Raw genomic sequence first — 24,398 nt, 5'->3', positions numbered from 1 at the left:
CTCTACTCCTCCGTATTCAGGGACTCTTCCTGAATCAGTCCCATTTTGGGATTCAGGCAGTAGATGACTCTTTGCCCGTTTGTTTCTATCTGGATTCGGGCCTCTTCACCCGCCTGACTCACAAGCTTTAGTGAAGCAGATTCATGACCGGCCCGATAAACTGTAATAAAATCAACCGACGTGCCTCTGTGCCGAAGCATGATGCCTCGGATCAGACTGCTCGGGTCTTCAGCAACACCCGGTGTGCGGATTTCATGCAGAATGGAGCCGGGTGCCAGCAGAGTACACGCGGAGACTTCATAATCCGCAGCGTGGCCCACTCCATCATAACAGCTGCTCCACCCGGCGCTTAATGCACAGTCCGTCTCATTCTGCAGTACGGACAGTACCTCTACCGAACCGTAGCCCGCTTCCTGTCCGAGGACTGCCGGGGAGTCCTTCCGGATGCGGCGGGACTCCACCGGTAACAGCAAATCTCCTGTTGGATGTAACCATAAGTCCACCTCCTGATCCTGCTTCCGGTCCGTTGCCTGCTCAACATGAAACCAGTCCAGCAGCCAACCGTCAGTCAACAAAAGATGCCGGTCGAGAACCGTTCCTTCATAGGCACCATCCGAGCGAATCCATAAGTACGTATCATCGCTTTCCTGCCGAAATTTCCTGCAGCTGCCGGTATGGGCTGCTTGAGAGCAGCCTCCGATGGTGACCGTGTTATGACTCGCGGTTTCGGCATACCATTCCTTGCGCAAAATAGAACCGTAAGGAACCATGCCCAGCTCGGGAGCAACCTCTCCCAAACGGTGCATAATCGTGATATGAAGCTTGTCATAATGCCCATGAGATCCGCCATGCTCACCGAAGTCTGCCAGTACGGACAGCGGGTTGCCCGGATGACGGAGCACGGCGAAGCCCGAATCCGGCAGCAGGGTAGAAGCCCTTGCCCGGGAGGCGGAATGAAGCACCTTACGCTCTCCTTCTCCATACAGCACCGCCTCCAGACCGCTCCGCTCTTCCTGTCCGTATAAATACCGGTAAGCATTCGCCAGTATAGGCTGGAAGGTGGGGTCTTTGTAAGCCGTACACCCTATTTCAAGCACTTCAACGATTTCCCGCGCGAAAGGAACACGTGCATAAGGACCATCATGCACTGCTGGAAGCTCCCCGTTGTCTCCGCTAAGCTCGACCAGCAGCTGAAACATACCGCGGATGGATTGTCCCTGCGCTCCTTTGGCATCATATAGCTCAACCCCGAAGCGTCCGACCATCTCGGCTGCTATGAGGTAAGCCCGCAGTACAAAAATATGGTAGTACGTGCTGCCTTCAAATTCAAAGCCGTCCGGCTTGACGCCGATAGTCAGATGATGATAGAAACCGCCTTCCCCCTCCAGCAGGGAACCGAGTTTTTCCCGGGTACCTTTGGCGGCATATACACAGGCCAGGCTGGCGTTCAGCCATGCGGTATAATTGTTCTCTGCATTCTTCTTCTCGTGAATGAGAATGTGACGGTATTGCTCCATGCTCTCCTCCAGCATCATGAAGAACACCTGCAGTTTCAACTCTTCCTCTTCCGTGAACGTTACTCCATGGTCCACAAGAAGCAGATAGGCCCGAATAAGTGTGGTGGACCAGATCGCTTCCGTCAGCGCCTGATGAAAGGCACGGCCGCTAAGCATCCAGGGTTGGGCATCGGGATGAACCGGATACAGCGGGAACTGCTCCGCATATCCGACAAGAATCCTCTGGGCCAAGCCTCTATAGAAGTCTTCCCCGTCTGCGGCGAATACCGCGGCAGCCTGCAGTGCGTAACGCGCTATCGCCTGATGCCGGTATACCAGCCAGGCTCCCCGGTAAGGCTCGCCTTCCAGCTTGCAGCCTTGCGGGCAAGTAAAGACAAACGCGTCCTGCTCCGCAGCATCAAAGATCAGCTCGGTATGATGCCGGGGGCACACATATTGGTGCCACCAGCCGCCGGGTTCTGCCGGAAGCCGAATCTCTTCTCCCCGGAAAAAGTCCAGCTCCCTCTTCAATTTATCCACCACAGGGCCAACCCAGGAAAAAGTGTCTGCTTTCTCCTTAAGGTTCATCATCGCATGAACAAGCCTCCGTTAATTTCAATGATTTCGCCAGTCAGATAATCCGACAGCTCTGAAGCTAGGAAGAGTGTCACGTTACTCACATCCTGCGGTGCGCCTTCCCGGCCCAATGGAATCTTCGCAATTGTCGCCTGTCTTGCCGCATCTGCAGTAAAGGTGGCATGGAATGCGGTCTGACCGATAAATCCGGGAGAGATAGCGTTTACATTAATCCCGTGAGGACTGAGCTCTTTGGCAAGTCCTTTGGTATAAGACCATACCGCCGCTTTGCCTGCTGCATAGATGGAAGCGCCCGGTCCTCCGCCGTCATGAGCCGCGAGAGAGGATACATTGATGATTTTCCCGCTTTTCTTAGCGATCATTCCCGCTGCAACCGCTTTGCAGGCAAACACGCATGATTTAAAATTGACGTCCATCACCTTGTTGTAATGTTCTTCGTCCATTTCGGTATTGGGAACCCGCTTGACCATACCTCCGGCATTGTTGACGAGGATATCGATGGTTCCGCCGAATTGCGCCTCTATTTCCTTCACCATATTGTCCAGCTGGGCTGGATTTGTGACATCCGCCTGAAATGCATAAGCTTCTCCTCCAGCCTGGCGGACGGCTTCGACCGTTTCCTCCGAAGAACCGTACAGATAGTTTACGGCGACTTTGGCGCCGGAAGCTGCAAGCGTCTCTAGAATTTGCCGGCCTATCCCTGCATTGGACCCTGTAACCAGCGCGATTTTACCAGTCAAATCAATTTTCATTACATATTCCTCCAAGTAGTAGTTTTTTTCTTAATCATCCGTATTTTCACTCCGCAGGCATGGATAAGATCATCCGTGTTCCTTCATTCTCCTCACTTTCGACGCTTAACCCATACTGTTCTCCGAATACCATTTGGATTCTCCGGTGGACGTTCATCAGCCCGATCCCACCTCGATGATAGAGAGAGTCGCCTTCCGTATCCGCCAGCTGGTTCAGGTTCAGCTTCTCGCGGAGTTTATCTAGCCGTTCCCGGGACATCCCTGCTCCGTTATCCTCTACGAGAACGAGAAACCTGTCCCCTTCTATCCTGGCGTCGATACGAATATAATGCCTATCTTCAATCCCATCGGGAAACGCATGCTGAAAAATATTTTCAATCAAAGGCTGAAGCGTCAGCCTGACCATCTTGGCCAGCAGCAGCGTCGGCGGAATCACAACATCAATTTCGAACTCCCTGCCGTTCCGGTGCTTGAGAATCGTCATGTAGCTCAGTACATGATTAAGCTCATTGGCAATCGTAATCTCCTCCAGATTGGTCTGGATGGAGTAACGAAGCATGAACGCCATGGCCTCCACTATTTCTGTAATTTCGTCCGAATCTTGTACAACGGCGTAGCATTTAATAGTTTCTAACGTGTTATACAGATAGTGCGGGTTAATCTGCAGCTGAAGTGCCTGAAATTCAGCCTGATGACGCTCCAATGCCTCCTTCTGGGTTGTAAGCTCCGCTTCATATACCCGCTCGATCATTTCGGACAGCCGGGACACCATAAGATTGTAGCTATGCATCAATCCCCCCAGCTCATCCTGACGGCCGTTCATCTCAAGCCTGCGCCAATTGCCTTTTTCCGTCTGCCTCATGCCTTCCTTGAGAATCAGGATCGGCTTCGTGATGGATCGTCCGAACCAGGTGGCAAGCAACAAAGTACCTATAAGGGTGAGAACTCCTACAACCAGCGTGGTCGTACGAATGGTGGAGATCGGCTTGCGCAGCTCGCCAACCGGTATGGATACCACAAGCTGCCATTTGGAATAATCGGATTTTCTCGACACGAACAAATACTCTTTCCCGTCTACCTTCTCCACAACAGAGTCATTAGGGTGCTGAAATACATTTCGGATGTGACCGGCAGATAACCCTGGATGGTTCTCATTTCCTTCGGGCTGATATAGGAGTTTGCCGAATTCGTCCATGATAAAGAAGGACCCGCCTTGTCCCAGATCAAGAGGTTCCCATATACGGGCCAGGTCTTCTGCCTTGAATTCGATAGCCACTATGCCTTTGGGGTGATAGGACGAGATCCCTCTGATCCGGCGGACCATCGTTATAATGTTCTGATCCCCTTCATTCATCACATTTGTGTTGAGAATGGTGATGCGGCCGCTCTCCGGCGTGTGCTCGCTTAAGAACCGGTAGCGTTCCAGCGGATGGAACTTCAGGCTATACGCCTGATATGAGTTATCGTCGCTAATGGCCTTGCCGTGTTCACCAATAACGTACATCAGGTTAATCTGAGGATAAAGAATGAATAAAGATCGAAATAAATCCTTCTGTATGTCATTTGTATATTGATAATAAGAGTAGCTGTCCTCCGGGTCCATATCCAGGAACCGTTTGACCTGATTGTAGGACAGGATGGAATCGCTGGCCTTTTCATAATTTTGCAAATACAGGTCCGTTTGATAGGACGCGCTCCTGATCACTTGGGCAATGGACTTCTCCGAAGATTTATCAAGCTCAGCCGAAGCCTGAAAATAAGAGATAAATCCTACCATGGCCAAGGATAGAACGATGACGGTCAGAAATGAGGCAAACAGCTTGTTCGACAGGCTCTTTCTCATCAATCAATTCCCAGCCGGTTGCGGTACTCGGAGGGAGCCTGCCCTGTGAACTTTTTGAACGTCTTCGTAAAATGGGGGTGGTCCGCATACCCGACCTCATAGGAAATATCGGTTATCCGATAGCTTGCATCGGCAAGCAGCCTTTTGGCCTTCTCCATTCTGCGTTTAATGCGGTAGTGTACAAAGGTTTCTCCTGTCGAGTGCTTAAACAACTGGCTGAAGTAAGAGGCATTCAGTCCAAGCACCTCCGCCACCTCCTCCAGTGATACTTCCTGGGCGAGATGTTTTTCTATGAAAGCTTTAGCTTCCTCTATCGGGTCCTTCGCCTTGCCCTTGCGCTTGATCCGAAGCTCTTCCATTATAGCTGCCGACGCTTCTGCGAAGCAGTGGAATAACTGATCAGGTCCGGATGCTGCGGACAAGTCCAGCACGCTTTTACGGGGTGTGACCGAATTGATATGGAGCCTCTTCACGAGCAAAGTGTAGCCCTCTTCCAGAAGTTCTTTTTGCTGGCTTCGGCTCATCTTCCGCTGGAGGAAGTCCGTTTCCCATTCCTTTAATACAAGGTGAAGCTTCTCTTTATCCAAGGTCCAGATGGCATCATCCATACGCACGACCCATTCATCGAGCTTGGCGACAGAGACAAAGCTCTCCAGCTTCACTCTATTCGCCTCTAACTTGGCGATCACATTTTGAAGGCCCCCTTTGCTTACGGGCTTCAGGAGATATTCTTTCACTCCATAAGACACGCATTGGCGGGCGTATTCAAAATCCCCATAGCCCGAGATGACAACGGTCTGAATATCCGTCTCCATCTCCGACAATCGCCGGCACAGCTCCAGTCCGTCTACCTTAGGCATACGGATATCTGTAAACAGAAAATCCGGCGCTTCCTCCATAATGAGCTGAATTGCCTCTTCTCCATTCTGGGCCAGCTTGATGTTATACGGATGCCCGCCGCATTGAGAGATCATGATAGAAAGTCCCTTTCGAATCATGGGCTCGTCGTCTACGATCAATACACATCTCATCCATGGATACCACCTTCCGATTCGTCTCGCTACATGCGTTTCCTATTCTATCACATTATAATAGATCAGGATTTCACGGAGCCGACCATCATTCCTTTAACGAAATGGCGCTGAAGAAACGGATAAATCATGATAATCGGAATAGTTGCGACAATAATAACGGCCATTTTGATGCCCTCAGGCGAGGTGTGTGCCAGAGAGCTATAGACCGAAGAAGCCGGGTCGATGCTGATATCGTCCGTCTCGAAGAGCTTCTTCAGCATCACCTGCAGAGGCCATAAGGACGGTTTGTTGATGTAATACAGCGCGCTCATGTAAGTGTTCCAATGCCCGACGGCGTAGAAAATCCCCAATGAGGCCATGACCGGTTTGGACAGCGGCAGTACCATACTGACGATGATCCGCAGCTCGCCGCACCCGTCGATCCGGGAGGAGTCAATCAGTTCCTGCGGCAGCTGCATGAAGAAGCTTCTCATCACGAAGAAGTTAAATGCGCTGATGGCGCCGGGAATCATGAGTGCCCATAGGGAGTTCATAAGCCCCAAATTCTTAATCAGAATAAAGTTCGGAATTAGGGGGGCACTGAATACCATGGTGAATAATACCATCATGACGATGTATTTACGCCCTACGAATTCCGGACGCGACACCGGATAAGCGAGAGAAGCTGTCGCAATCAGATTGATGGCAGTGCCCAACACCGTAATATAGACGGAGACACCGAACGCCCGCCAAATGGAGTGATCGCTGAAGACGTACTGATAATTGATCGCCGTAAAATCCTTGGGCAGCAAGCCTACCCTGCCATTAATAATTGCTTCGGAGCTGCTGAAGGACTGGGCAATCACATTCAGAAACGGCAGAAACATAGCCAAAGCAAGGGCTGTCAGAAACAAAAGATTAAACACATTAAATAGATTCTGGCCGCGAGTGTAGCGTACTCTCATCATCCCTACCTCCATAAAGAGCGATTAATACAGCGATTCACCGGTTGTTTTCTTGCTCAAAATGTTGCCGATGAGCACCAGAATGAGTCCCACTACCGACTTGAATAGCCCCACTGCTGTTGTATAGCTGTATTGCTGAGACAGCAGCCCCGCCTTATAGATATAAGTGTCCAGAATCTCCCCGTTCCCGGTATTAAGCGCGTTCAGGAATACCCAGACCCGCTCGAAGCCAAGATCAAGAAATCTCCCGATATGGAGAAGGAACAAAATCATAATTGTCGGTATAAGAGACGGGAGCGTAATCGCCATGGTTTGCTTCCAGCGCCCGGCTCCGTCTACTTCTGCAGCCTCATACAGATCCGGGTTGATTCCTGCCAATGCGGCCAGGTAAATGATCGTACCGTACCCGGAATCCCGCCAAATGCCGGAACTGATCAGAATCGTGCGAATGTATGAATTTTCACCAAGAAAATAAATCGGTTCAAACCCGAAGGCCTGTAAAACCTGGTTCACGATCCCTGTTCCTGGGGAGAGAATGCCCAAGGCGATTCCGCTGACAATTACCCAGGACAGAAAATGGGGCATATACACCACTGTTTGCAAAAAACGTTTGTAAAACACAAGACGGATTTCATTCAGCAGGAGCGCAAGCAATATCGGAGCCGGGAAGGCGAATAGGAGATCATACAAGCCCAGCAGAATCGTGTTGCTTAAGATCCGTCCGAAATCCTGGTATTGAAACATGGTTCTAAAGTGCTCAAGTCCCACCCACTCACTGCCTGTGAAGCCTTTAAAAATGTTGTAGTTCTGAAACGCAATAACTGAACCGGCCAACGGCACATACTTGAAAATGATAAAGTACAAAATCCCGGGAATCGCGATCACGTACAGCGCTCTGAATTTCCACATGTTTAAAAGCAGGGACTTTTTCGTATCGGCCTTGTAGTTAATAAGGTCTACCGCAGTTAACTTAGCCTTCATGACCGTTTCCTCCAGGTCCTGTTTTCAACAGGTTTGCCGGAGCATTCTCATCTAGGGGAATTTCCTCAAATTCGACGGTGATGAACCGTTCCTCCCGTTCAATAATCCGGGATAGCTCCCGCGTGAATACAGTGACTATCTCCTCCTTCTGCTCACGCGTTCGGCCTTCGTACATTCTGATCTCAATATGTGGCATCGTCTTTCCTCCATTTCCTCGAATAGTGATTGAATCTATCCTTATTCTACCTACAATAAAGCGCTTGCAATATGGGGTTTCTGTGAGTGTACTTGTGTTTTCTTTAGGGGTTAGCTACGTTGTTTGAAGGCCAGCCTTCTACCACCACATGTTCGCTTTTGAAATAATTGAGACTTACGCTGTCAACGAGATTTGCCTGCAGGGTGATCCCGGTTCCCGCAAGAAGCCGTATGCCGTTCGTATTGCCGGTCAGCGAATTCCCGATTAACTGAACATTCTGCGGGTCACCTTCTCCGATATTATTTGCTTTGCTGTCGCCGGGATCATGCTCAAGCGATACAGCCCAATAATTCGATGATGTATTATTGCGAATGACATTCTCCTTGATGATCGTGCCCGGACCATTCAAAACCCGAATGCCCTTGGCATCCTCTATACCGCTTGTATTTTCAATCAGATTGCGCTCGATGACTGTATCCGGGGTACCCATAGTTACATTTATTCCTTCTCTTGTATTGCGAATCGTATTGTCATGGATATAGTTGCGTGGTCCTGTCTTACTGTGATTACTGGGTGCTGTTCCGCCGGTGTTTCCCAGTCCGACCGCAGCGCCGTAAGGAATATCGCTGATCACATTGCCGTATATCTCGTTCAAATATTCGAGTTCCCCGTGCAGATCGATGGCATCCAGCTTTGTATTCGTAAACTGATTGTCTCGCAGGACATTGTTATGTGCGACAAATTGGATCAGCGCGCCATGCCGCAAATAAGGCCCTTCGAAACGGGAGTCCTCGACAACATTCCAGAGGGTGTCGTTATCGTATCCGTTACGATCCTGTTTGGCTATGCCCTGAATCGACACGCCGTAGCCGGCACCGCCAGGACCTACATCCGTCGCGTTGCGGAACGTACTGCGGCGTACGACAATATCACGGCTGTTGTCGATACGCACGCCCATACGTGAATACTTCTCAACAGTAACCCCATCAACCGTGATGTTGTATGACGGAAGCTCGCCAAAATTCGCGATGGTGATCATACTGTCGGGACCGCCGGCGTCCGGATTGTTCACTTTATGATCTGTCCGGTAGACACCCTTCCAGGTGGAAGTTAGGGTGAGATTGGAAATGGACAGATCATGCTGACCGGATACTTTCATAAGCGAACTGTTTTTCATCTTGTTGAGTGACGTTTTGAGAATGGTTGCGGATTGATTTTCGCCGCGAAGATTCACACCAGACTTGAGCTTCAAATTGACAAGGGTATCTAGTGTCGAGTTCAAATTATAAACCCCGGACGGTAAATAGACTTCGTCACCGGGCTGGGCGCTGTTTATGGCAGCTTGAATGGCAAGGCCGTCGTCTGCATCGTTATCAGCGGGATCGGCATGATAGTTCAGCACATTCAGGACACGGCCGGTTGTCACATGCGGAGAATGAACCGGATGCACTGTTCCGTCAGCTTCGGTTAATCCCGGAGCTGTGAACGTGACCGGTTCCCGAGGCGGACCCGGCGTAAAGTTCGGAATACTGGTTACATCACCCGGAGGTGTTGTTGTGATACGGTTCTTCACATATTGATCCAAAAAGGCCCACGCCTCGGCGCTTGCCTGCTCAGCCGCCTCGCCGGTGAAGCCGTGTCCTTGTTTTAGCACGATTTTGACATCGACCACTTTCACGCCTGCATCCTTCAATTGATTGGAGAACGTAACGCTATCTGTGTATGGGATCGTCGCATCGGCATCACCATGGCGGATAAAAAAAGGCGGATCGTCCGGTGAGGCATAAGTGCCGGGCATGGCCAGCCGCGCTTGGTCCGGCACAGAGAAGGCGTTATTTCCGCCTAAAAGTGCTTTCACGGATTTGTAGCTATTGGCGAAGTTTGTGGTGAAATCCGCTGGTCCGTACATATCAACAACGGCTTGGACTTGATCGGAATATTGCTGCCAACCGCCATTCCCGCCCAAATCCGGAACGTTTACGACATGTCCTGTATCCAGTGTGATCGTCTCACCTGAAGTGATCTGCCCTGTCGTACCGAGCAGCGAGGCAAGATGACCGCCTGCGGACGTACCCCATACACCGATTCGACTAGGGTCCAGATGATATTCTGCTGCATGTGCGCGCAAATAACGAATTGCCAGCTTCACGTCCTGAATTTGCGCCGGAAACGGAGCTTCCGGGGTTAACCGGTAATCCAGTGAAACTCCGATGTATCCCCGCTTGGTCACATAGCTGCAGATGCTGGCAAGGGCTTGCTTCCGGTCTCTGTGGTTCCAGCCTCCCCCATGGATGTATACCATCACCGGCACCGGTGCATTAGGCGTGGTCTTCGGTACGGCTATCGAAGTATAAATCGGACGCGTTCCAGCATTTCCAATCAGCACATCTTCATACAGCTCAACGCCCTCCGGAACCGGAAACGGCTGAGGTTCAGCCGGTGGAGGGATTGGCACCGGTGTTTCTGCATGCACCTGAGTAAGCGCTTGCAATTCAAGAGGGGGACATAACAAAGTCAAGGCCAACAGTACTCTTGTTCCGAATCGAAAAGCTTTCCTGTGCAGTCCGTTTCTCAAATAAATTCCTCCCTGACAAGGTATAGGTATTATCAACGCTTATTGTTGCCGGGACAAAATGACACCGTCGTTGTTGTTAAAACGTTCTGTTGCTTCCTTGACGACATCACTCCCCCCTTTCTGCAGCCATTCCTCCACCACCTTCGGATAATCAGAAATTGGCTCCTTGCCGTACACCATATTGATCACATGCGTCAATATGACGGGCGGCAGTTTATCTCCCCCTGGAGTAATATCCGGGTTTTTCTGGTAGCCTTGCACCTGGGGTTCGAATTGAATCCCGTCGCGGCCCTCCCTCGCAAGTACCGTATCGTAGAGCTTCATCAAGTCTTTTCCTTCAGGGGTGAGGCTGAGCGCGCCTTTATTGTAGGTTGTATCCTGTACGAACCACAGCAGGATTTGTCGGAACGTTTCCTCGTCGACCTCATCGGCGGTTTTCGGTCTATTGTAGTTAATATTGCCGTTCTCAACCGTATAATTTTCCCCTTCAATCCCGAAGGTAAAGAACTTTTCCGCTTCGTCACTGACCATCCAGTTGAAAAACTTGACGATTCCGGCAGGGTCCTTCGCATTCTTGTTGATTAAATAGGCTCTCGGCACCGTACCGACAAGGCGAAGTCCACCCTTCCCATCCGGCCCTGTCGGCGAGGCGATCAGTTTCATTTTCGCGGTAGGTACCTGTTCCTTTAGCTGTTGGTCCCATTGGATCAAAAGATTGGCATTCATGTTCCAGATGCCCGCTTTGCCTGAGAGGATATCGTTCTTGAATTTCGTGGGATTAATCGTGACGAATTCCTTGTTGATCAGTCCTTCGTCGAACATTGTCTTGTAGGTTTGAATCGTCTTTTGCATATTCTCGATATCCATGAATTTCGGTACGATTTGTTCCCCTTGTTTCATAAAGAAATTGCCAAAGGTATCGTAAGACCCGAAGAACATATCCGAATATACAAAGTCCTCCCGGCCCATATAAGGATTCTCCACACCCATCTTCTTAAAGGCACGCATGACGTTCAGGAAGTCGTCCACTGTTTTCGGCTCTGGCAGCCCCGTTTTTTCCAGAAGATCCTCACGAATCCAAGTCGCCCGGCGTGACGGATTGGACAGCCATTCGGGAATCGCGTAGATGTTGCCTTTCGCATCGGTCTCCTTTTCCCAAGCCTCCTTCGGAACCTTCTTGAGCAGGTCTTGCCCATACTTCTCAAGCAATTCATTAAGGGGCATGAATACTCCGGCCTCCACGGAACCGGCCAGTTGGGGATTCGTCAGCCCGGAGCTTGCTTGAACGACATCCGGAATGTCGTTGATCGCGAACATTTGGATCATTTGCGAGTCAAAATTTTTCTGCTGCATCAAACGGATGTTAAGATCTGTATGGGTAAGCTCCTCCAGCTTTTTAACCCATTTGTCATCATTGATATTCGGATGATTGTCTGCATACGAAATGTTTCCGCTCCGGAACGATATGGAGAAAGCAGTGTTTTTTCCCGGACTCTCCCCTGCTTGTTCCTCTCCTCCCTTATTTGAAGTGGAACATCCGTTCATAGAGGCGGCTAATAATGAAACTCCCACCACGGTAAGCATCCAACGTTTCATGTCCATCAACTCCCTGTTACAAAATTTTGGTCAGCGGCACTAGAATGACTTGAAGTTTGGAGCGGCTCGATCACCGGCTGCAGCAGCTTTGCTAATTGCTCACTCATCAGCGTGTGTCCGTAATCCGAAGGATGAATCAGATCGGACGTGAGCGATGTAAGATCGCGCATAATCGCTGCGCCATCCAGCAGATGCAGCTGCGGATGTTTACTGCTTTCAAAGCAATGGAGCAGCGCTTCGTTAAAAATCCCCTCTTGGACATGAAGAAGATGACTTGTATCAAGAAAATAAGTTGCTCGATTCGGGTAAATCGTAGTGACAAAAACAGGTTTGCCGGGATGGTGTCCGATAACCCGGTCCAGCAGGTAAGACACCCTGCGCTTGAATTCCTCAGGAGACACGACTGCGCGCATATTGACACCAAGCTCCAGAAACAGGAAATCCCAATCCTCGCGTTCCGCCAGATGATCGGCAACAACGTTCTCGCAGTAACAGGATCCGCTGAGTGCAAGGTTAAGCACATCCACGCCGAGTCTGCGCGCCGTCTGCTGCAAGTATCCGTTGAAATGATGCGTGGATCCCGCACTCTGACTGATGGAAGATCCGTATGCCAGCATCGTAAGCTTCGGTACCTCCTCTGGAGTTGGCACGCGCACTTCGCAGCCAAATGCATCCACATCATAGAAGACAGCCCCGAAGCGGTCAAAATGCAAACGCCACACATTAGAGGAAAATCCAGACTGATTCAGCCGCTCGCTCGGCACCTCCGCGAAACGTTCCGGCTGCTCCAAATGCAGGGTGGTTACCGTACCGGCTTGCAGTAAATGCTGGGAATGAAAAAAATCCCCTCTGCATACCACGACGCGGCCATTGCTATCATTCGAGCCGACGGTCACTCTGACATGTTTGGATTCGGTGACAAACCGCAATTCACAGCCGTTCGATTGTATGGCCTTGCTCCGTCCTTTCTCTGACAAACCGGTACGCACTTGCTGCGGAAAACGCTGCAGGTGCAATCCGGATTGATAGGGTTTATGTACCAGCTCCGAAACATTGTGAAAATAAACTCCGTCCTTCTCCATCGTTGCAGCTACACCACCTTAATGATTATGAGTCAGCATTAACTCATATCTGACTTCTAAAGAATCATATAATAACAATGTAAGCGTAGTCAATATGTATTTATGTTTTATATGAGTCTTTTATGAGTTAGTAATTGTTGGTGAACAAATAATTCAACAAAGCAAAAAGCACAGGTTCAGAACTGAACCTGTGCCGGAATTTTCAAATCACAATGCACTACTCAAGAGAGCGGAGTCTCCTGATCCATCGTGTTCAATGTTTCCTCTAACCTGCCGCATAACTCATCGTTATTCAGCAAGCCAGAAACAAACATCATGATATCACGCTGAATGTCTTTTAACTGGCGGTTGCTTAAGCCCAGCTCCGTGACCAGACGATAGGTGGGAAAGATCTCGCGGTATAACTGAAAGCGGGCCGGACGATAACCGGCTTCCTCGCCTTCCCATTCCATCGCCAAACGGTTGGCTGCAATATTCAGCGTCTTGCGCCGAAGGAGCAGTTGCGCCTCATGCGAGGTGAGAAAATCGACGAGAAGCATGGCAGCATCCTTATTCTGCGATTTGCTGTTAACCGCCAGCCCGTTTATGATCAGCAGCGTATTGGCATTTTGCAGCCTGGGCAGCGGGGCAATATCGAATGCCAGATCGGAATGACGCAATTGATTCAAGAAGTAATAAGTCGTCATAATCATGGATACTTTGCCTTGCAAGAATAACGCTTCCGCATCGGCGTCGCTCTCGGACAGTACAGCTGGAAATACATCTTTCATGCCGATCAGCTTTCGAATGGTACCTAAACTGTCGATTAGCTTAGAGCCACTGAGCCGGAATTTTCCTTCGCCGTCCTGTTCTGCCTCAAACGTCGTGCCGCTCTGAAGCAGGAACAACGGCCACCGGTTGCGGGAAGGCAAATAAAAATAAAATCCGTACCAATCCTGACCCTCAGCTACCTTCCGACCGTAAGCGAACAAATCATCCCAGGTCCAGCTGCTGTCAGGCGGTGATACGCCGGCTTCCTTAAAATGGTGTTTATTATAACAAAGCACGACTGGAGAATAAATAAAGGGCCGAACGCGATTACGGTCACCATACCGGAACGGATCGGAAAGAAAACGGTAGGTGTCCGGCTGCTCGTCCAGCGGCTCCAGCAGCTCCGTACAGCCTTGCTCCACAAAATCCTGATAATTATTATTGTTCATCAGTACGACATCCATGATTTCCGATTGCAAATGTTCCTTTAGCGATGATGAGTAGTTTCCTGAAGACAACTCGATCGGCTGAACTTCGATATGCGGATACCGCTTGCCGAACTCATTCAGAAGCTCTTGCATCTCTACAAGCTTTGGGATCGTGTTCACATATCCGAACTTGATCGCCGTTCTGCCCTCCGGCACCGGAGAGAGTACCCGATTGCCAACACGAGGGATTTTCTCAATTAAGCCTTCGTCCACCAGCACCTTGAGCCCGTTGCGCACGGAAGCGTTGCTAAGTCCGAAGCGCACCTCCAGGTCGCTCTCCGAAGTGAGATAACTGCCGATTGCAATACTCCCGGAACGAATTTCATGCCGCAAGGTTTGAATCATTTCCTCTAACCGAATACGGAAAAATTTCCTGCTATTCCTTTTCTGCATTGGGGTTCCTCGCCATCTTCCGATTAATCGAGCCCATAGGGACAAGTTATACAGTATTCATCATACTGAAATCCTCTGAGAACGACAAGTATCGGAGCTTGCTCCATATCTTAATACCCCATATAACTCTCCAAACCAGCCGGATCTGTAATAACCATCTGCTTGTTTCCAATCAGCTCAATAAGACCCGAATCTTCGAACCTTGAGAATTTTCTGCTAATAGTTTCGCGGGTGACCCCGACATAACTGGCCAGTTCTTCACGAGACAGCGGAAGGTCAATATGAATATGATCACCACGTTGCTTGCCATATTTGTCGCTGAGTTCCATGATCATGTAAGCAATCCGTATTTCCGGATCTTTGGTTGCCAGGCTTTGCGCCAGATTTTCTGTATGGGCTAGTCTTTTGGTAACACTCTTCAACAGCCTAAGCGAAATATCCGGATTATCAGTCATTAGCTGCTCCATATCGGTTCGGGTCAGCATGCAAATATTGGTTTCTTTCAGCGCATAAGCACTGAAGTTGCTCAGCTCATCGCTGTTAAATATGCTCAGTTCCCCGAAGAAATCCCCGTTCGTCAGGATGTGCAGAATTTGTTCCTTGCCTTCAGGAGTTGTTTTGGATAATTTAACATGCCCCCGCTGAATGATGTACAGCGTATCCGACGGCGCCCCTTCCAGAATTAACGGTTGACCTTTAGTGAACTTACGGTGCTTGATCATGGCGCTGATCCGGGAGAGATCGTCATCGCTCAACGCAGCAAAAATCGGCACCTTGCGGGTACAAGGTTCTGCAGCGTGTTGGCAAGAATGCTCATTCATAACTGTCCCCCCTTTTGTTCATTTTTTTTACAACTCCTGCTTCTTTTTAGGAAGCAGAAGACTTTTTGTCCTCAACCGGCGCAAAGTGGCTTGTATCCTCACCACATACCGGACAAACCCAATCTTCAGGCAAGTCTTCAAATGCTGTACCTGCAGCCACATCCTCATCGGGATCGCCTATTGCCGGATCATAGATATAGCCGCAGGGTTGACAGATGTATTTCTTCATCATTATCATCTCCTAAAAAGTTGGTAGTTTAGTTCAATCTGGTTTGTACTTCAGCCATAATTTCCACGATATTGCTCCCGTTGAGATCAATCCCCGTAAGCGTGATGCCTTGCTCGACAGCGGCTTTATATACCAGGGACGCAGCTGCGCCTTGCCAGGATATCGCCCCGGTAATTGTGTTATCTTTCACATAGATGAGCGTATGCGCTCCATTTTCTTCTCCACACACTATCATGTCACATTGCCGTTCATCAACGTTGCCTATTGAAAATAGAGAGAGGCCAAAAGCGTTAAACAAGGTCACTGGAACAGCTCTACGATAAACAGTGAGATTGGCGGCCATATTATTGCCGGCAATCCGGCCCTGCTCGATCGCTCCGCCCCACAGTCCTTCCACATGCCCGTTAATTTCAGCAACATCTCCGGCTGCGTACACATGCGGATCACTTGTTTGCATTTGTTCATTTACGAGAATGCCCTGCCGGACTAGAATATTCGAGCCATTTACCAGCGCCGTGTTCGGTACGATACCTATAGAGTAAACTACATGGTCACAGGAGAAATATGACTGATCATCCAGCGTAATTCCGGTAACAAACTCTGACCCTGTAATAGATGCCACCCCTGATTGCAGAATAACCTTAACACCTGATCGTTCGAGGGTGTCCTTAAGCAGCTGTGAGGATTTCTCATCAAGCTGTCTGCCCATCAGACGGTGAAATGCTTCGATCACCGTTACCTGATATCCTGCTTCATGCAGCGCCCAAGCGGTTTCGATTCCCTGTACTCCTCCGCCGATTACGGCTACACGGCTGCCATCCTGCAGGCTGTCTTTCAGCCGGTCCGCGTCGTTCATATCACGGAGGGTATGAACATTGTTTAGGCCCGCACCCTCAATCGGTAGAGCGCGGTTCCTTGCTCCCATACACAACAGGAGCTTGTGATACGATACACTTTGCCCGTCTTCTGTCTCCACCAGCTGCCGGTCCGGGTGGACAGAACTGATTCGGGTAGAGGTCTTTACGGATATCCGATTATCGCGATACCATTTTTCCTTCTTGATCAGCACCTTCTCACTGTGCAGGTCGGTAAACAGGCCTTTGGTCAGTTTAATCCGGTTGTAGGGCAGTTGGTCTTCCTCTCCGAGGATCGAGATTTCCGATTCTGCGTCTTGATCACGGATCGCTTTGGCGGCATGGACGGCGGCTACTCCGCCGCCGACAATAACGTAATGTTTTGTCATCCTATAATCCTCCTCCCTAAAATGAACTCAGCAGCAAATCCGATACAAATTCAGCCGCATTTTTAATTTTTTGTACTTTCTCATTCTCTTTAGGGGAAAATCTGATTCTTAAAGGGAACTCCACATGTGTCATCCCTGTGGATTTAATCACCTCAGAAGTACTTTGTACCGTCATGTTGGTTCCGTTCAGATAATCCTGAATGACTTCAATGGCTTCACCGCTCCAGCCGTATGAGCCAAAGGCTGCAGCAAGCTTGCCTTCCAGATTCATGTTTTGCATTTCTTTCAGAATGTTCTCCAGGTTCCCGATCATGTCCGCGTATTTAGTGGAGCTGCCGATAAAGACCGCATCGGCTGACGCAATGCTGTTCAGAATATCGGCTGCGTTGCTTTTATCCGCATCCCAGACCTCTGTCGCAATATTATTTTCCTGCAAGCAGTCTTGTATAATTTTGGCCATCTTCTTGGTGCTGTTTTTGATGGTGGTATATACAATGGCTGCCTTTTTTCCTTGAGTGGTTTCGCGGCTCAACGTGGCGTACATTTCGATATATTTACGGATGTCCTCCCGGATCACAAATCCGTGGGAAGGAGCGATCATCCGGATTTCAATATCCTTGACAGCCTCCAGCAGTGTTCTTACATATCGTCTGTGAGGATGAATAATGGCGGCGTAATAACCCTGGAAATCTTCCGTGATATCAAAACCGGCTTCATCGCTGAACAGATTCTCCACCGCAACATGCGTGCTGAAGATATCGCAAGGAAATAAGATTTGATCTTCGATACAATAGGTTATCATCGTTTCAGCAGTGTGAAGGTACGGTGTTTCTTTAAACAGAAGTGTCTTTCCTCCGATATCCAGCTTATCTCCGTCTTTAACCACCAGGAAGTTCCGGCTATGAAGCTTGTACATTTCCTGCAATTCCGGTACGGCAATTTCGGTGCATACAATTGTGGCATTTGCAGCCTTGCCAGCAAGAGCCGCCAGTCCACCGGAGTGATCAGGCTCTGTATGGTTAATTACGATGTAATGAATATCCAGAAGATCAATCATTTCACCCAGACACTCGGCATATTCACGTCCGAATTCCATATCTACGGTATCAATGACGGTCGGCTTGCCTGTTTTTAACAGGTATGAGTTATAGGTCGTTCCTTTTGACAGAACCAGGCGGTGAAAGGGAACCTGACGGTTATCAATTTTGCCTATCCAGAAAGTATCCTCGGCGATTTTTTTGAACTGTGTACTCATTTCGTTAACCTCCAATGTTTGGTTGATAATGTTTATCAATAACCATATTCTATTATGGCCGCCAAACAAAAAAGAGGATTTGAATCAAATTCTGAAAGTTTGAGATAAAATTCGTGTACCTTAAATTTAGACGATTTAAATGAAGTGATTATGCGTAGGGTCACATTTTGTATAAAAAAGAAAAAATAAAGCCTCTTTCCGAGCTTTCGATGTCCCGGAAACAGCCCTTGTTCTGATGTGAATATTAATAACCCATACCCCCCCTCCGCCATATCCTAATCAAAACAATAAAAAGGTGGATAACGATGACGGAAATACAAATAAATGCTGTAGGAGACCTTATGGTCAAACGTCATATTATTTCAGATGCTAAACAAGCTGACGGTACCTATTCGTTCGGCCCCCTGTTCGCAAAAGTTGCTCCTTATCTGAAACAGGCTGATTTGACGATTGGCAATCTCGAAACCACCTTTGCCGGAAGCGGGCGGGATAGCCGGAAAAGTCTGCGTTCAAGCGGTCCGATATTCAAGTGCCCAGACGAATTGGCCCCGGCACTTAAGGAAGCCGGATTCGATGTATTAGTAACTGCGAACAATCACTGCATGGATTATGGTACACAGGGTCTGATTCGCACGTTAAAAGTTCTGGACCATACTGGAATCGACCATACCGGAACATCTAAGTCATTAGAAGAATCCAAGAAAACTCTTATCAAAAACGTAAAAGGGATTACGATCGGAATTCTCTCTTACACGGCAGGAACCAACAGGATTCCTGTACCGGCGAGTCAGCCATGGCTGGTCAATCGGATAGAAACCGATAAAATCATCCGAGAAATTCGAAATATAAAAAAGAAAGCCGACCTGGTCTTGCTTTATCTGCATTTCGGAAACGAATATAAGTACACTCCAAACAAGCGGCAAAAGCAGCTGGTCAACCTCTTCTTTAAAAATGGCGCGGACATCATCCTGGGATCTCACCCGCATGTTCTTCAACCGTTAGCTGTTCGGGGAAAGAAACAATTCGTTATCTATTCGCTGGGTAATTTTGTTTCGACTAAACTCATGAATATTCCTTATACCCAAAGCAGTATCATTCTTACTCTTAAAATCAAAAAGGATCAAAAAGGAAACACAAGTATCACTAACGTCGATTACATCCCGACCTGCGTAGTTCGTAAAGAGAAAAGCGGCAGAAAAATGACAGAGGTCATCCCCATCCGCGATGCGTTAAAGCGGAATGCCGCTGATTTAAACACGGGGAAGCGAAATGCCTTAACTGGTATGTTGAAGCATACGGAGACTATCTTAAAGCGGGGGTAGAGCCGTTTTATAATGAACAGTTTCGTCTGTAACATTCCGGATATGCTGATAGCCATCGTTATAATCTAAACAGCGGTAGTCCAGGACTGTATCACTCGTCCATGGCTGCCGCTGTTTCAATTGGTCATTTGTATATAAAAAAAGCTCACCCTCAAGTGTTAATAATTCCATAATGAATAAGGTCTACAAATTTATTTTCTTTATAGACATGCTGCAATAAAACACCTTCCTTCACCATGCCCGATTTCTGCATAACCCGTCCAGAGCCTGGATTTGAAGCAAAAAATCTCGCGTACACTTTATGGTAATGCTTTTCTGTGAAGGCAAACTCAAGGATAGCTTTTGTTGCTTCTGTCGCATATCCTTTACCCCAGTATTCCTCACCTATCCAATACCCGAGTTCGCCATTTTTGTGTGTTTGGTTATTGGACAGGCCGATAGCTCCATAAAGCTCATATGTATTTTTGTCAGTAATGGCGAACTCATAGGATTTATTATTGTTAAAATTAACCTCTTGTGTTTGAATCCATGATAATGCACAATCAATGGAGTATGGATAAGGTAGAGTTAATGTACTTTTATAAATATTGTAATTATTGCAGAGCTCACTGACTCGTTGTGCATCAGATTCTTTAAAGGGTCTTAAAATCAATCGTCCGGTAGTAAGCGTTCTTTTGGCTTGATTGTACATTCTAATCATCTCCTAGCTTGAAATTATGTTACGGGTATTTTCAATTTTCTTCCTGTTTCAATAAAAAATCAATCGGGTAATTCAATTTCGGAGTTATATTCATTTCACTAGATTCAGGCCTTCCATATAGGAGGTCTATTTTTGACGCACACATTACCTTATCCTATGGAGGCCGCCATGCATCGCGTAAACCTGAACCAGGAACGATTCAACCAACAGGTCATTGATCACGCCTCCTTTGGCATCGCCCTTGTTGGGCCAGAAGGTGTGATTTTAACTGTTAACCCCGCCATTGAACAGATCTTTGGCTATTCCACTGCAGAATTTGACGGCATGAGGTTGGAAAACCTTTCCCATCCCGATGATGATTTTAGAACTATACACCAGCTCAAGGCGCTCATGGGTGACGGAACCAACGTACAGCTCGAAAAACGGTTTATTTCAAAAAATGAAGACGACTTGTGGGGGTTGCTTTCTCTCAAGCTTTTCAGTGATGAGGCGGACCAGGCATTGTATTACATTTGCCAAATCATTGACATCACCAAGCAAAAAGAATCCGAGCAGCGCCTTCAGGAATCAGTTGAGCGGTATACGTCACTCAAAAAATACAACCATGACACCGTGATTTCCTTTGGCCTAGACGGCCGAATTATTAACGCCAACAGTATGGCGGAAAAGATCACAGGCTACTCCATAGAGGCCGATCTGATCGGGATGGAGCTTTCGAGTCTAATTGGCCACGAGAATGTCCAGAAGATTCTGAAAAGAGCGCTGTACGATGATTCGGTTGAACAGCACATTAATGCGCTTAGAACCAAGAGTGGCCAGATTGTTGAAGTGCTCACCAGTATTGCACCGATTTATGTGAGTAATCAAAATATCGGATTCTACCTCATCTGTAAGGACATCTCTGAACAGCGGCAGTTGTTGCTTGCAAAAGAGGCTGCCGAGTCTACGAACAGAGCGAAAAGTGAGTTTCTTGCGATGATGAGCCACGAAATCCGCACCCCTATGAATGGGGTAGTCGGCATGACGGATATTCTGCTTGAGACTACTAACCTTGATGAAGAGCAACGGGGCTATGTAGAGATCATCCGCAAAAGCGGGGAAACGCTGCTCAATATCATCAATGATATTCTTGATCTTTCAAAAATCGAGGCAGGCCGGACAGAACTGCAAGAGGATTCATTCGATCTTCGCAAATGCATCAAGGACAGCTTCGCCGTCATTTCCATGAAAGCCGATCAAAAGCAAATTGAGCTCTCCAGTACTATAAATCATGATGTTCCGGACTATATCTACGGAGATCGCGACCGTTTGAAACAGGTCCTCCTGAACCTGCTCGGCAATTCCGTGAAGTTCACCTCCAAGGGCAGCATATCGGTAAAAGTGAAGCTGCTAAAGGAAGATCCGACAAAGTTGGCCTTTACGGTAACTGATACGGGCATTGGGATTGATCCTATGCGGCTGAATGACATTTTTGAACCGTTTGCGCAGATTGACAGCTTTATGACGCGCAATCACGAAGGCACTGGTCTGGGCCTTGCGATCAGCCGCAGAATCATCGATATGATGGGCGGCGAGATATACGCGGAGAGTGACGGCAAGAGTGGCTCGTCTTTCTCCTTCACCATCAAGCCCAAGAAAACAGCGGCAGTACCCGCTCAAGAGTCTTCCTTGTACAAGCACCCTAATACACGGGAAATTAACATTTTGCTTGCTGAAGACAATTACATCAACCAACTGGTGTTAACCAAAACACTTGAAAAAATAGGTCATAGAATCACTACTGTCACAAACGGAATAGATGCAGTTGAAGCAGCAAACAAAGAAAAGTTTGATCTTATTTTAATGGATCTGCACATGCCGATTATGAACGGCTTCGATGCGGTGAAGTTGATAAGAGAAGAACACAAGGAGAACTGTCCGCCGATTATCGCAGTCACAGCCAATGCTTTGAAAGGTGATCGGGAAAAATGTCTTGCTGCCGGGATGGACGAGTATGTCAGCAAGCCTATTAAGCGGGAAGTCATCCTGAAGCTAATTAACGAGCTTGTGAACAGATAATGATAAGCATTATTTCTGAGTGATATTACATTATCCCCTTTAGGTAGACAGTAAAAAGCATCACATTACTGTTATACTTGGAGGGGTTTTTTCGTTCATCCCTCCATCCAAACATTTTTTTAACATTTGACTCTTATACTAATTTTAGTTTCCTTAGAAAGGATGGTTTTTTCATGGTCAATATCCTTGTTGTGGAGGATGATATAAAGCTCAATCAAATTATTTGCACCTATCTGTGTGATAACGGATACGATGCTAAAGGGTGTTTAAACCCACGCGAGGCATATGATTTGATGTATAACAGTCTGTACGACCTTATCATCTCAGACGTTATGATGCCGGAGATTGATGGCTTTGAATTTGTGGAAACGGTCAGGGCTATTAACAAGACTATCCCTATTCTTTTTGTTACCGCCCGTGACGATATTTCCTCGAAACAAAAAGGGTTTCGTGCAGGGATTGACGATTACATGGTCAAACCGGTCAATATGGACGAACTGGTAATGCGTGTGGGTGCTCTGCTTCGACGGGCGAATATTGCTCATGAAAAGAAACTGGCGGTAGGAAGTCTTATGATGGACGCAGATGAGATGACCGCAACGGTAAACGGTGAGGAAATTTCGGTGACGCTACGGGAATTCAACATACTCTACAAGATGCTTTCCTATCCCAAACATACCTTTTCCCGTGCCCAGCTTATGGATGAATTTTGGGGCATTGGCAGCGAAACAAGCCTGCGTGCCGTGGATGTATATATTGTTAAACTTCGGGACAAGTTCTCCTGCTGTGAGGATTTCAAGATCATGACGGTTCATGGACTTGGTTACAAGGCAGTGCTGCAATGAGGAAGATAAAGAAAGAGAAGCTCCGGCTCAAATCGCAGCATTTTTCATGGAAAGAGTTTTTCTGGACCTTTATTGTGCTGTCCACGCTGACCGCAGGGCAAGCGCTGATCTACGATGCCTATCTTTCCGTAGAAAACGTTCCACCGCAATACATCTTCGGGATCACGGGATATTGGATCATCGTTGCCCTCATCTTCTGCCTTTTCACCGCAAGGCAGAAGTACAAAACCTTTGATAAGCCCATGAGAAAACTCAGCGAGGCCGCAAAACAGGTAGCGGAAGGCGATTTTTCTGTCTATCTGGAACCACTCCATAGAGCGGATAAGAAGGATTATGTGGACGTAATGTTCGAGGATTTTAACAAGATGGTTGAAGAGCTCGGCAGCATCGAAACACTCAAAAACGATTTCATATCCAATGTGTCGCATGAAATCAAAACCCCCCTATCCGTCATTCATAGTTACGCTATGGCGCTGCAAAAGGTTGATCTGTCGCCGAAACTTCGTACAGAATATACGGATACAATCATTTCGGCCTCCCAAAAATTAACGACGCTGGTGATCAATATTCTGAAGCTGAACAAATTGGATAATCAGGAGATTAATCACGTTGCCGAACCCTATGATCTGTGCAGACAGCTATGCGATTGCGCCCTTACTTTTGAAAATTCCTGGGAAGCGAAGAATATCGAATTTGCGGCGGACATAGAGGACCGTGCCATCATTCGTGCAGATGAAAGTATGCTTGAGATCGTGTGGCTTAATCTTCTCTCCAATGCGCTGAAATTTACAGCCCCCGGCGGAACGATCACCTTATCGCAGACTTCAGATAAAGATACGATTACGGTTACGGTAGCAGACACTGGCTGCGGCATGGACGAAGAAACGATGAAGCATATTTTCGATAAATTCTATCAGGGAGATACTTCCCACTCCGGGGAGGGAAACGGCCTTGGACTTGCTCTTTCGCTGCGGGTCATTGAACTGGTGGGCGGTGCCATAACGGTTAGGAGTGAGCCCGACCAGGGTACAACATTCACAGTCAAATTGAAAGTGGAGAAGTAAGCTCTTCCCCATGCGATTGAATGGATAAGATCGATTGAATCTCCACCACTTAGCTGACGCTTGAAGGGGTGGATTCTTGCGAACAGAGGAGCAACCTCCTCTTATGGGCAAGCGATCCCTGCGTTCCCGCAGTT

Annotated in this window: 20 protein-coding genes; 4 read left to right on the top strand and 16 right to left on the bottom strand. The window is 48.1% G+C overall.

Features of this window, described 5'->3' with window-relative positions:
• Positions 1 to 2: 2 nt before the first annotated feature.
• The 15 genes from ACAN56_RS00100 to ACAN56_RS00030 all read right to left on the bottom strand — a co-directional run bounded on the left by ACAN56_RS00100 (position 3) and on the right by ACAN56_RS00030 (position 18,275).
• Positions 3 to 2,087 carry a heparinase II/III domain-containing protein gene (locus ACAN56_RS00100; RefSeq protein ID WP_379139572.1) on the bottom strand — a complete coding sequence of 695 codons (2,085 nt, stop codon included), beginning with the start codon at positions 2,085 to 2,087 and terminating at the stop codon, positions 3 to 5.
• The gene (locus ACAN56_RS00095) at positions 2,084 to 2,845 is read right to left on the bottom strand and encodes an SDR family NAD(P)-dependent oxidoreductase (RefSeq protein WP_379139570.1); all 762 of its coding nucleotides are present in this window, start codon (positions 2,843 to 2,845) and stop codon (positions 2,084 to 2,086) included. The genes ACAN56_RS00100 and ACAN56_RS00095 overlap by 4 nt, the downstream gene beginning before the upstream one ends.
• Positions 2,846 to 2,891: 46 nt before the next feature.
• On the bottom strand, positions 2,892 to 4,688 hold the full coding sequence (locus ACAN56_RS00090; protein WP_379139568.1) for a cache domain-containing sensor histidine kinase: 1,797 nt from the start codon (positions 4,686 to 4,688) through the stop codon (positions 2,892 to 2,894).
• Positions 4,688 to 5,719 (bottom strand): response regulator transcription factor, encoded by a 1,032-nt coding sequence (locus ACAN56_RS00085; RefSeq protein ID WP_379139566.1) that lies wholly within the window; start codon positions 5,717 to 5,719, stop codon positions 4,688 to 4,690. The genes ACAN56_RS00090 and ACAN56_RS00085 overlap by 1 nt, the downstream gene beginning before the upstream one ends.
• A gap of 65 nt (positions 5,720 to 5,784) precedes the next feature.
• Complete coding sequence (locus ACAN56_RS00080; RefSeq protein WP_341093201.1) at positions 5,785 to 6,669, bottom strand: carbohydrate ABC transporter permease; 885 nt, start codon at positions 6,667 to 6,669, stop codon at positions 5,785 to 5,787.
• Positions 6,670 to 6,690: 21 nt separating this feature from the next.
• Complete coding sequence (locus ACAN56_RS00075) at positions 6,691 to 7,647, bottom strand: ABC transporter permease (RefSeq protein ID WP_379139563.1); 957 nt, start codon at positions 7,645 to 7,647, stop codon at positions 6,691 to 6,693.
• On the bottom strand, positions 7,637 to 7,843 hold the full coding sequence (locus tag ACAN56_RS00070; protein WP_341093199.1) for a tautomerase family protein: 207 nt from the start codon (positions 7,841 to 7,843) through the stop codon (positions 7,637 to 7,639). The genes ACAN56_RS00075 and ACAN56_RS00070 overlap by 11 nt, the downstream gene beginning before the upstream one ends.
• A 103-nt stretch (positions 7,844 to 7,946) precedes the next feature.
• Positions 7,947 to 10,418 (bottom strand): alpha/beta hydrolase fold domain-containing protein, encoded by a 2,472-nt coding sequence (locus ACAN56_RS00065; RefSeq protein ID WP_379139560.1) that lies wholly within the window; start codon positions 10,416 to 10,418, stop codon positions 7,947 to 7,949.
• Between the two features lie 39 nt (positions 10,419 to 10,457).
• On the bottom strand, positions 10,458 to 12,014 hold the full coding sequence (locus ACAN56_RS00060) for an extracellular solute-binding protein (protein WP_379139558.1): 1,557 nt from the start codon (positions 12,012 to 12,014) through the stop codon (positions 10,458 to 10,460).
• A gap of 5 nt (positions 12,015 to 12,019) precedes the next feature.
• Positions 12,020 to 13,096: an SGNH/GDSL hydrolase family protein gene (locus ACAN56_RS00055; protein ID WP_379139556.1), complete on the bottom strand. Its 1,077-nt coding sequence runs from the start codon at positions 13,094 to 13,096 to the stop codon at positions 12,020 to 12,022.
• 221 nt (positions 13,097 to 13,317) lie between these two features.
• Positions 13,318 to 14,679, bottom strand: a complete 1,362-nt coding sequence (locus tag ACAN56_RS00050) for an extracellular solute-binding protein (protein ID WP_379139554.1) — start codon at positions 14,677 to 14,679, stop codon at positions 13,318 to 13,320.
• Between the two features lie 158 nt (positions 14,680 to 14,837).
• Positions 14,838 to 15,548, bottom strand: coding sequence for a Crp/Fnr family transcriptional regulator (locus tag ACAN56_RS00045; RefSeq protein WP_052092084.1), 711 nt, complete (start codon positions 15,546 to 15,548; stop codon positions 14,838 to 14,840).
• A gap of 46 nt (positions 15,549 to 15,594) precedes the next feature.
• Positions 15,595 to 15,777, bottom strand: a complete 183-nt coding sequence (gene rd, locus ACAN56_RS00040) for a rubredoxin (RefSeq protein ID WP_038591984.1) — start codon at positions 15,775 to 15,777, stop codon at positions 15,595 to 15,597.
• A 28-nt stretch (positions 15,778 to 15,805) separates the two neighbouring features.
• The gene (locus ACAN56_RS00035) at positions 15,806 to 17,020 is read right to left on the bottom strand and encodes an NAD(P)/FAD-dependent oxidoreductase (protein WP_379139552.1); all 1,215 of its coding nucleotides are present in this window, start codon (positions 17,018 to 17,020) and stop codon (positions 15,806 to 15,808) included.
• A 16-nt stretch (positions 17,021 to 17,036) separates the two neighbouring features.
• Positions 17,037 to 18,275: an FprA family A-type flavoprotein gene (locus tag ACAN56_RS00030; protein ID WP_379139550.1), complete on the bottom strand. Its 1,239-nt coding sequence runs from the start codon at positions 18,273 to 18,275 to the stop codon at positions 17,037 to 17,039.
• Positions 18,276 to 18,580: 305 nt separating this feature from the next.
• Between ACAN56_RS00030 and ACAN56_RS00025 the strand changes: the two genes are divergently transcribed.
• Positions 18,581 to 19,597: a CapA family protein gene (locus ACAN56_RS00025; RefSeq protein ID WP_379139548.1), complete on the top strand. Its 1,017-nt coding sequence runs from the start codon at positions 18,581 to 18,583 to the stop codon at positions 19,595 to 19,597.
• Between the two features lie 151 nt (positions 19,598 to 19,748).
• Here the strand turns inward: ACAN56_RS00025 and ACAN56_RS00020 are convergent, their stop codons facing one another.
• Positions 19,749 to 20,288, bottom strand: a complete 540-nt coding sequence (locus ACAN56_RS00020) for a GNAT family N-acetyltransferase (RefSeq protein WP_038591975.1) — start codon at positions 20,286 to 20,288, stop codon at positions 19,749 to 19,751.
• Positions 20,289 to 20,429: 141 nt separating this feature from the next.
• Here ACAN56_RS00020 and ACAN56_RS00015 point away from each other — a divergent pair, with 141 nt between their 5' ends.
• The 3 genes from ACAN56_RS00015 to ACAN56_RS00005 all read left to right on the top strand — a co-directional run bounded on the left by ACAN56_RS00015 (position 20,430) and on the right by ACAN56_RS00005 (position 24,264).
• The gene (locus ACAN56_RS00015) at positions 20,430 to 22,355 is read left to right on the top strand and encodes a PAS domain S-box protein (RefSeq protein ID WP_379139546.1); all 1,926 of its coding nucleotides are present in this window, start codon (positions 20,430 to 20,432) and stop codon (positions 22,353 to 22,355) included.
• A 173-nt stretch (positions 22,356 to 22,528) separates the two neighbouring features.
• Positions 22,529 to 23,200 carry a response regulator transcription factor gene (locus ACAN56_RS00010; protein ID WP_038591972.1) on the top strand — a complete coding sequence of 224 codons (672 nt, stop codon included), beginning with the start codon at positions 22,529 to 22,531 and terminating at the stop codon, positions 23,198 to 23,200.
• Positions 23,197 to 24,264, top strand: a complete 1,068-nt coding sequence (locus ACAN56_RS00005) for a HAMP domain-containing sensor histidine kinase (protein ID WP_379139543.1) — start codon at positions 23,197 to 23,199, stop codon at positions 24,262 to 24,264. Before ACAN56_RS00010 ends, ACAN56_RS00005 begins: the two co-directional genes overlap by 4 nt.
• Positions 24,265 to 24,398: the final 134 nt, after the last annotated feature.

The organism is Paenibacillus paludis (assembly GCF_042610515.1).
Classification (GTDB): Bacteria; Bacillota; Bacilli; order Paenibacillales; family Paenibacillaceae; genus Paenibacillus_AQ.
Note: the sequence above shows the minus strand (reverse complement) of the source record. Positions and strands in the feature narration are given on the sequence as shown.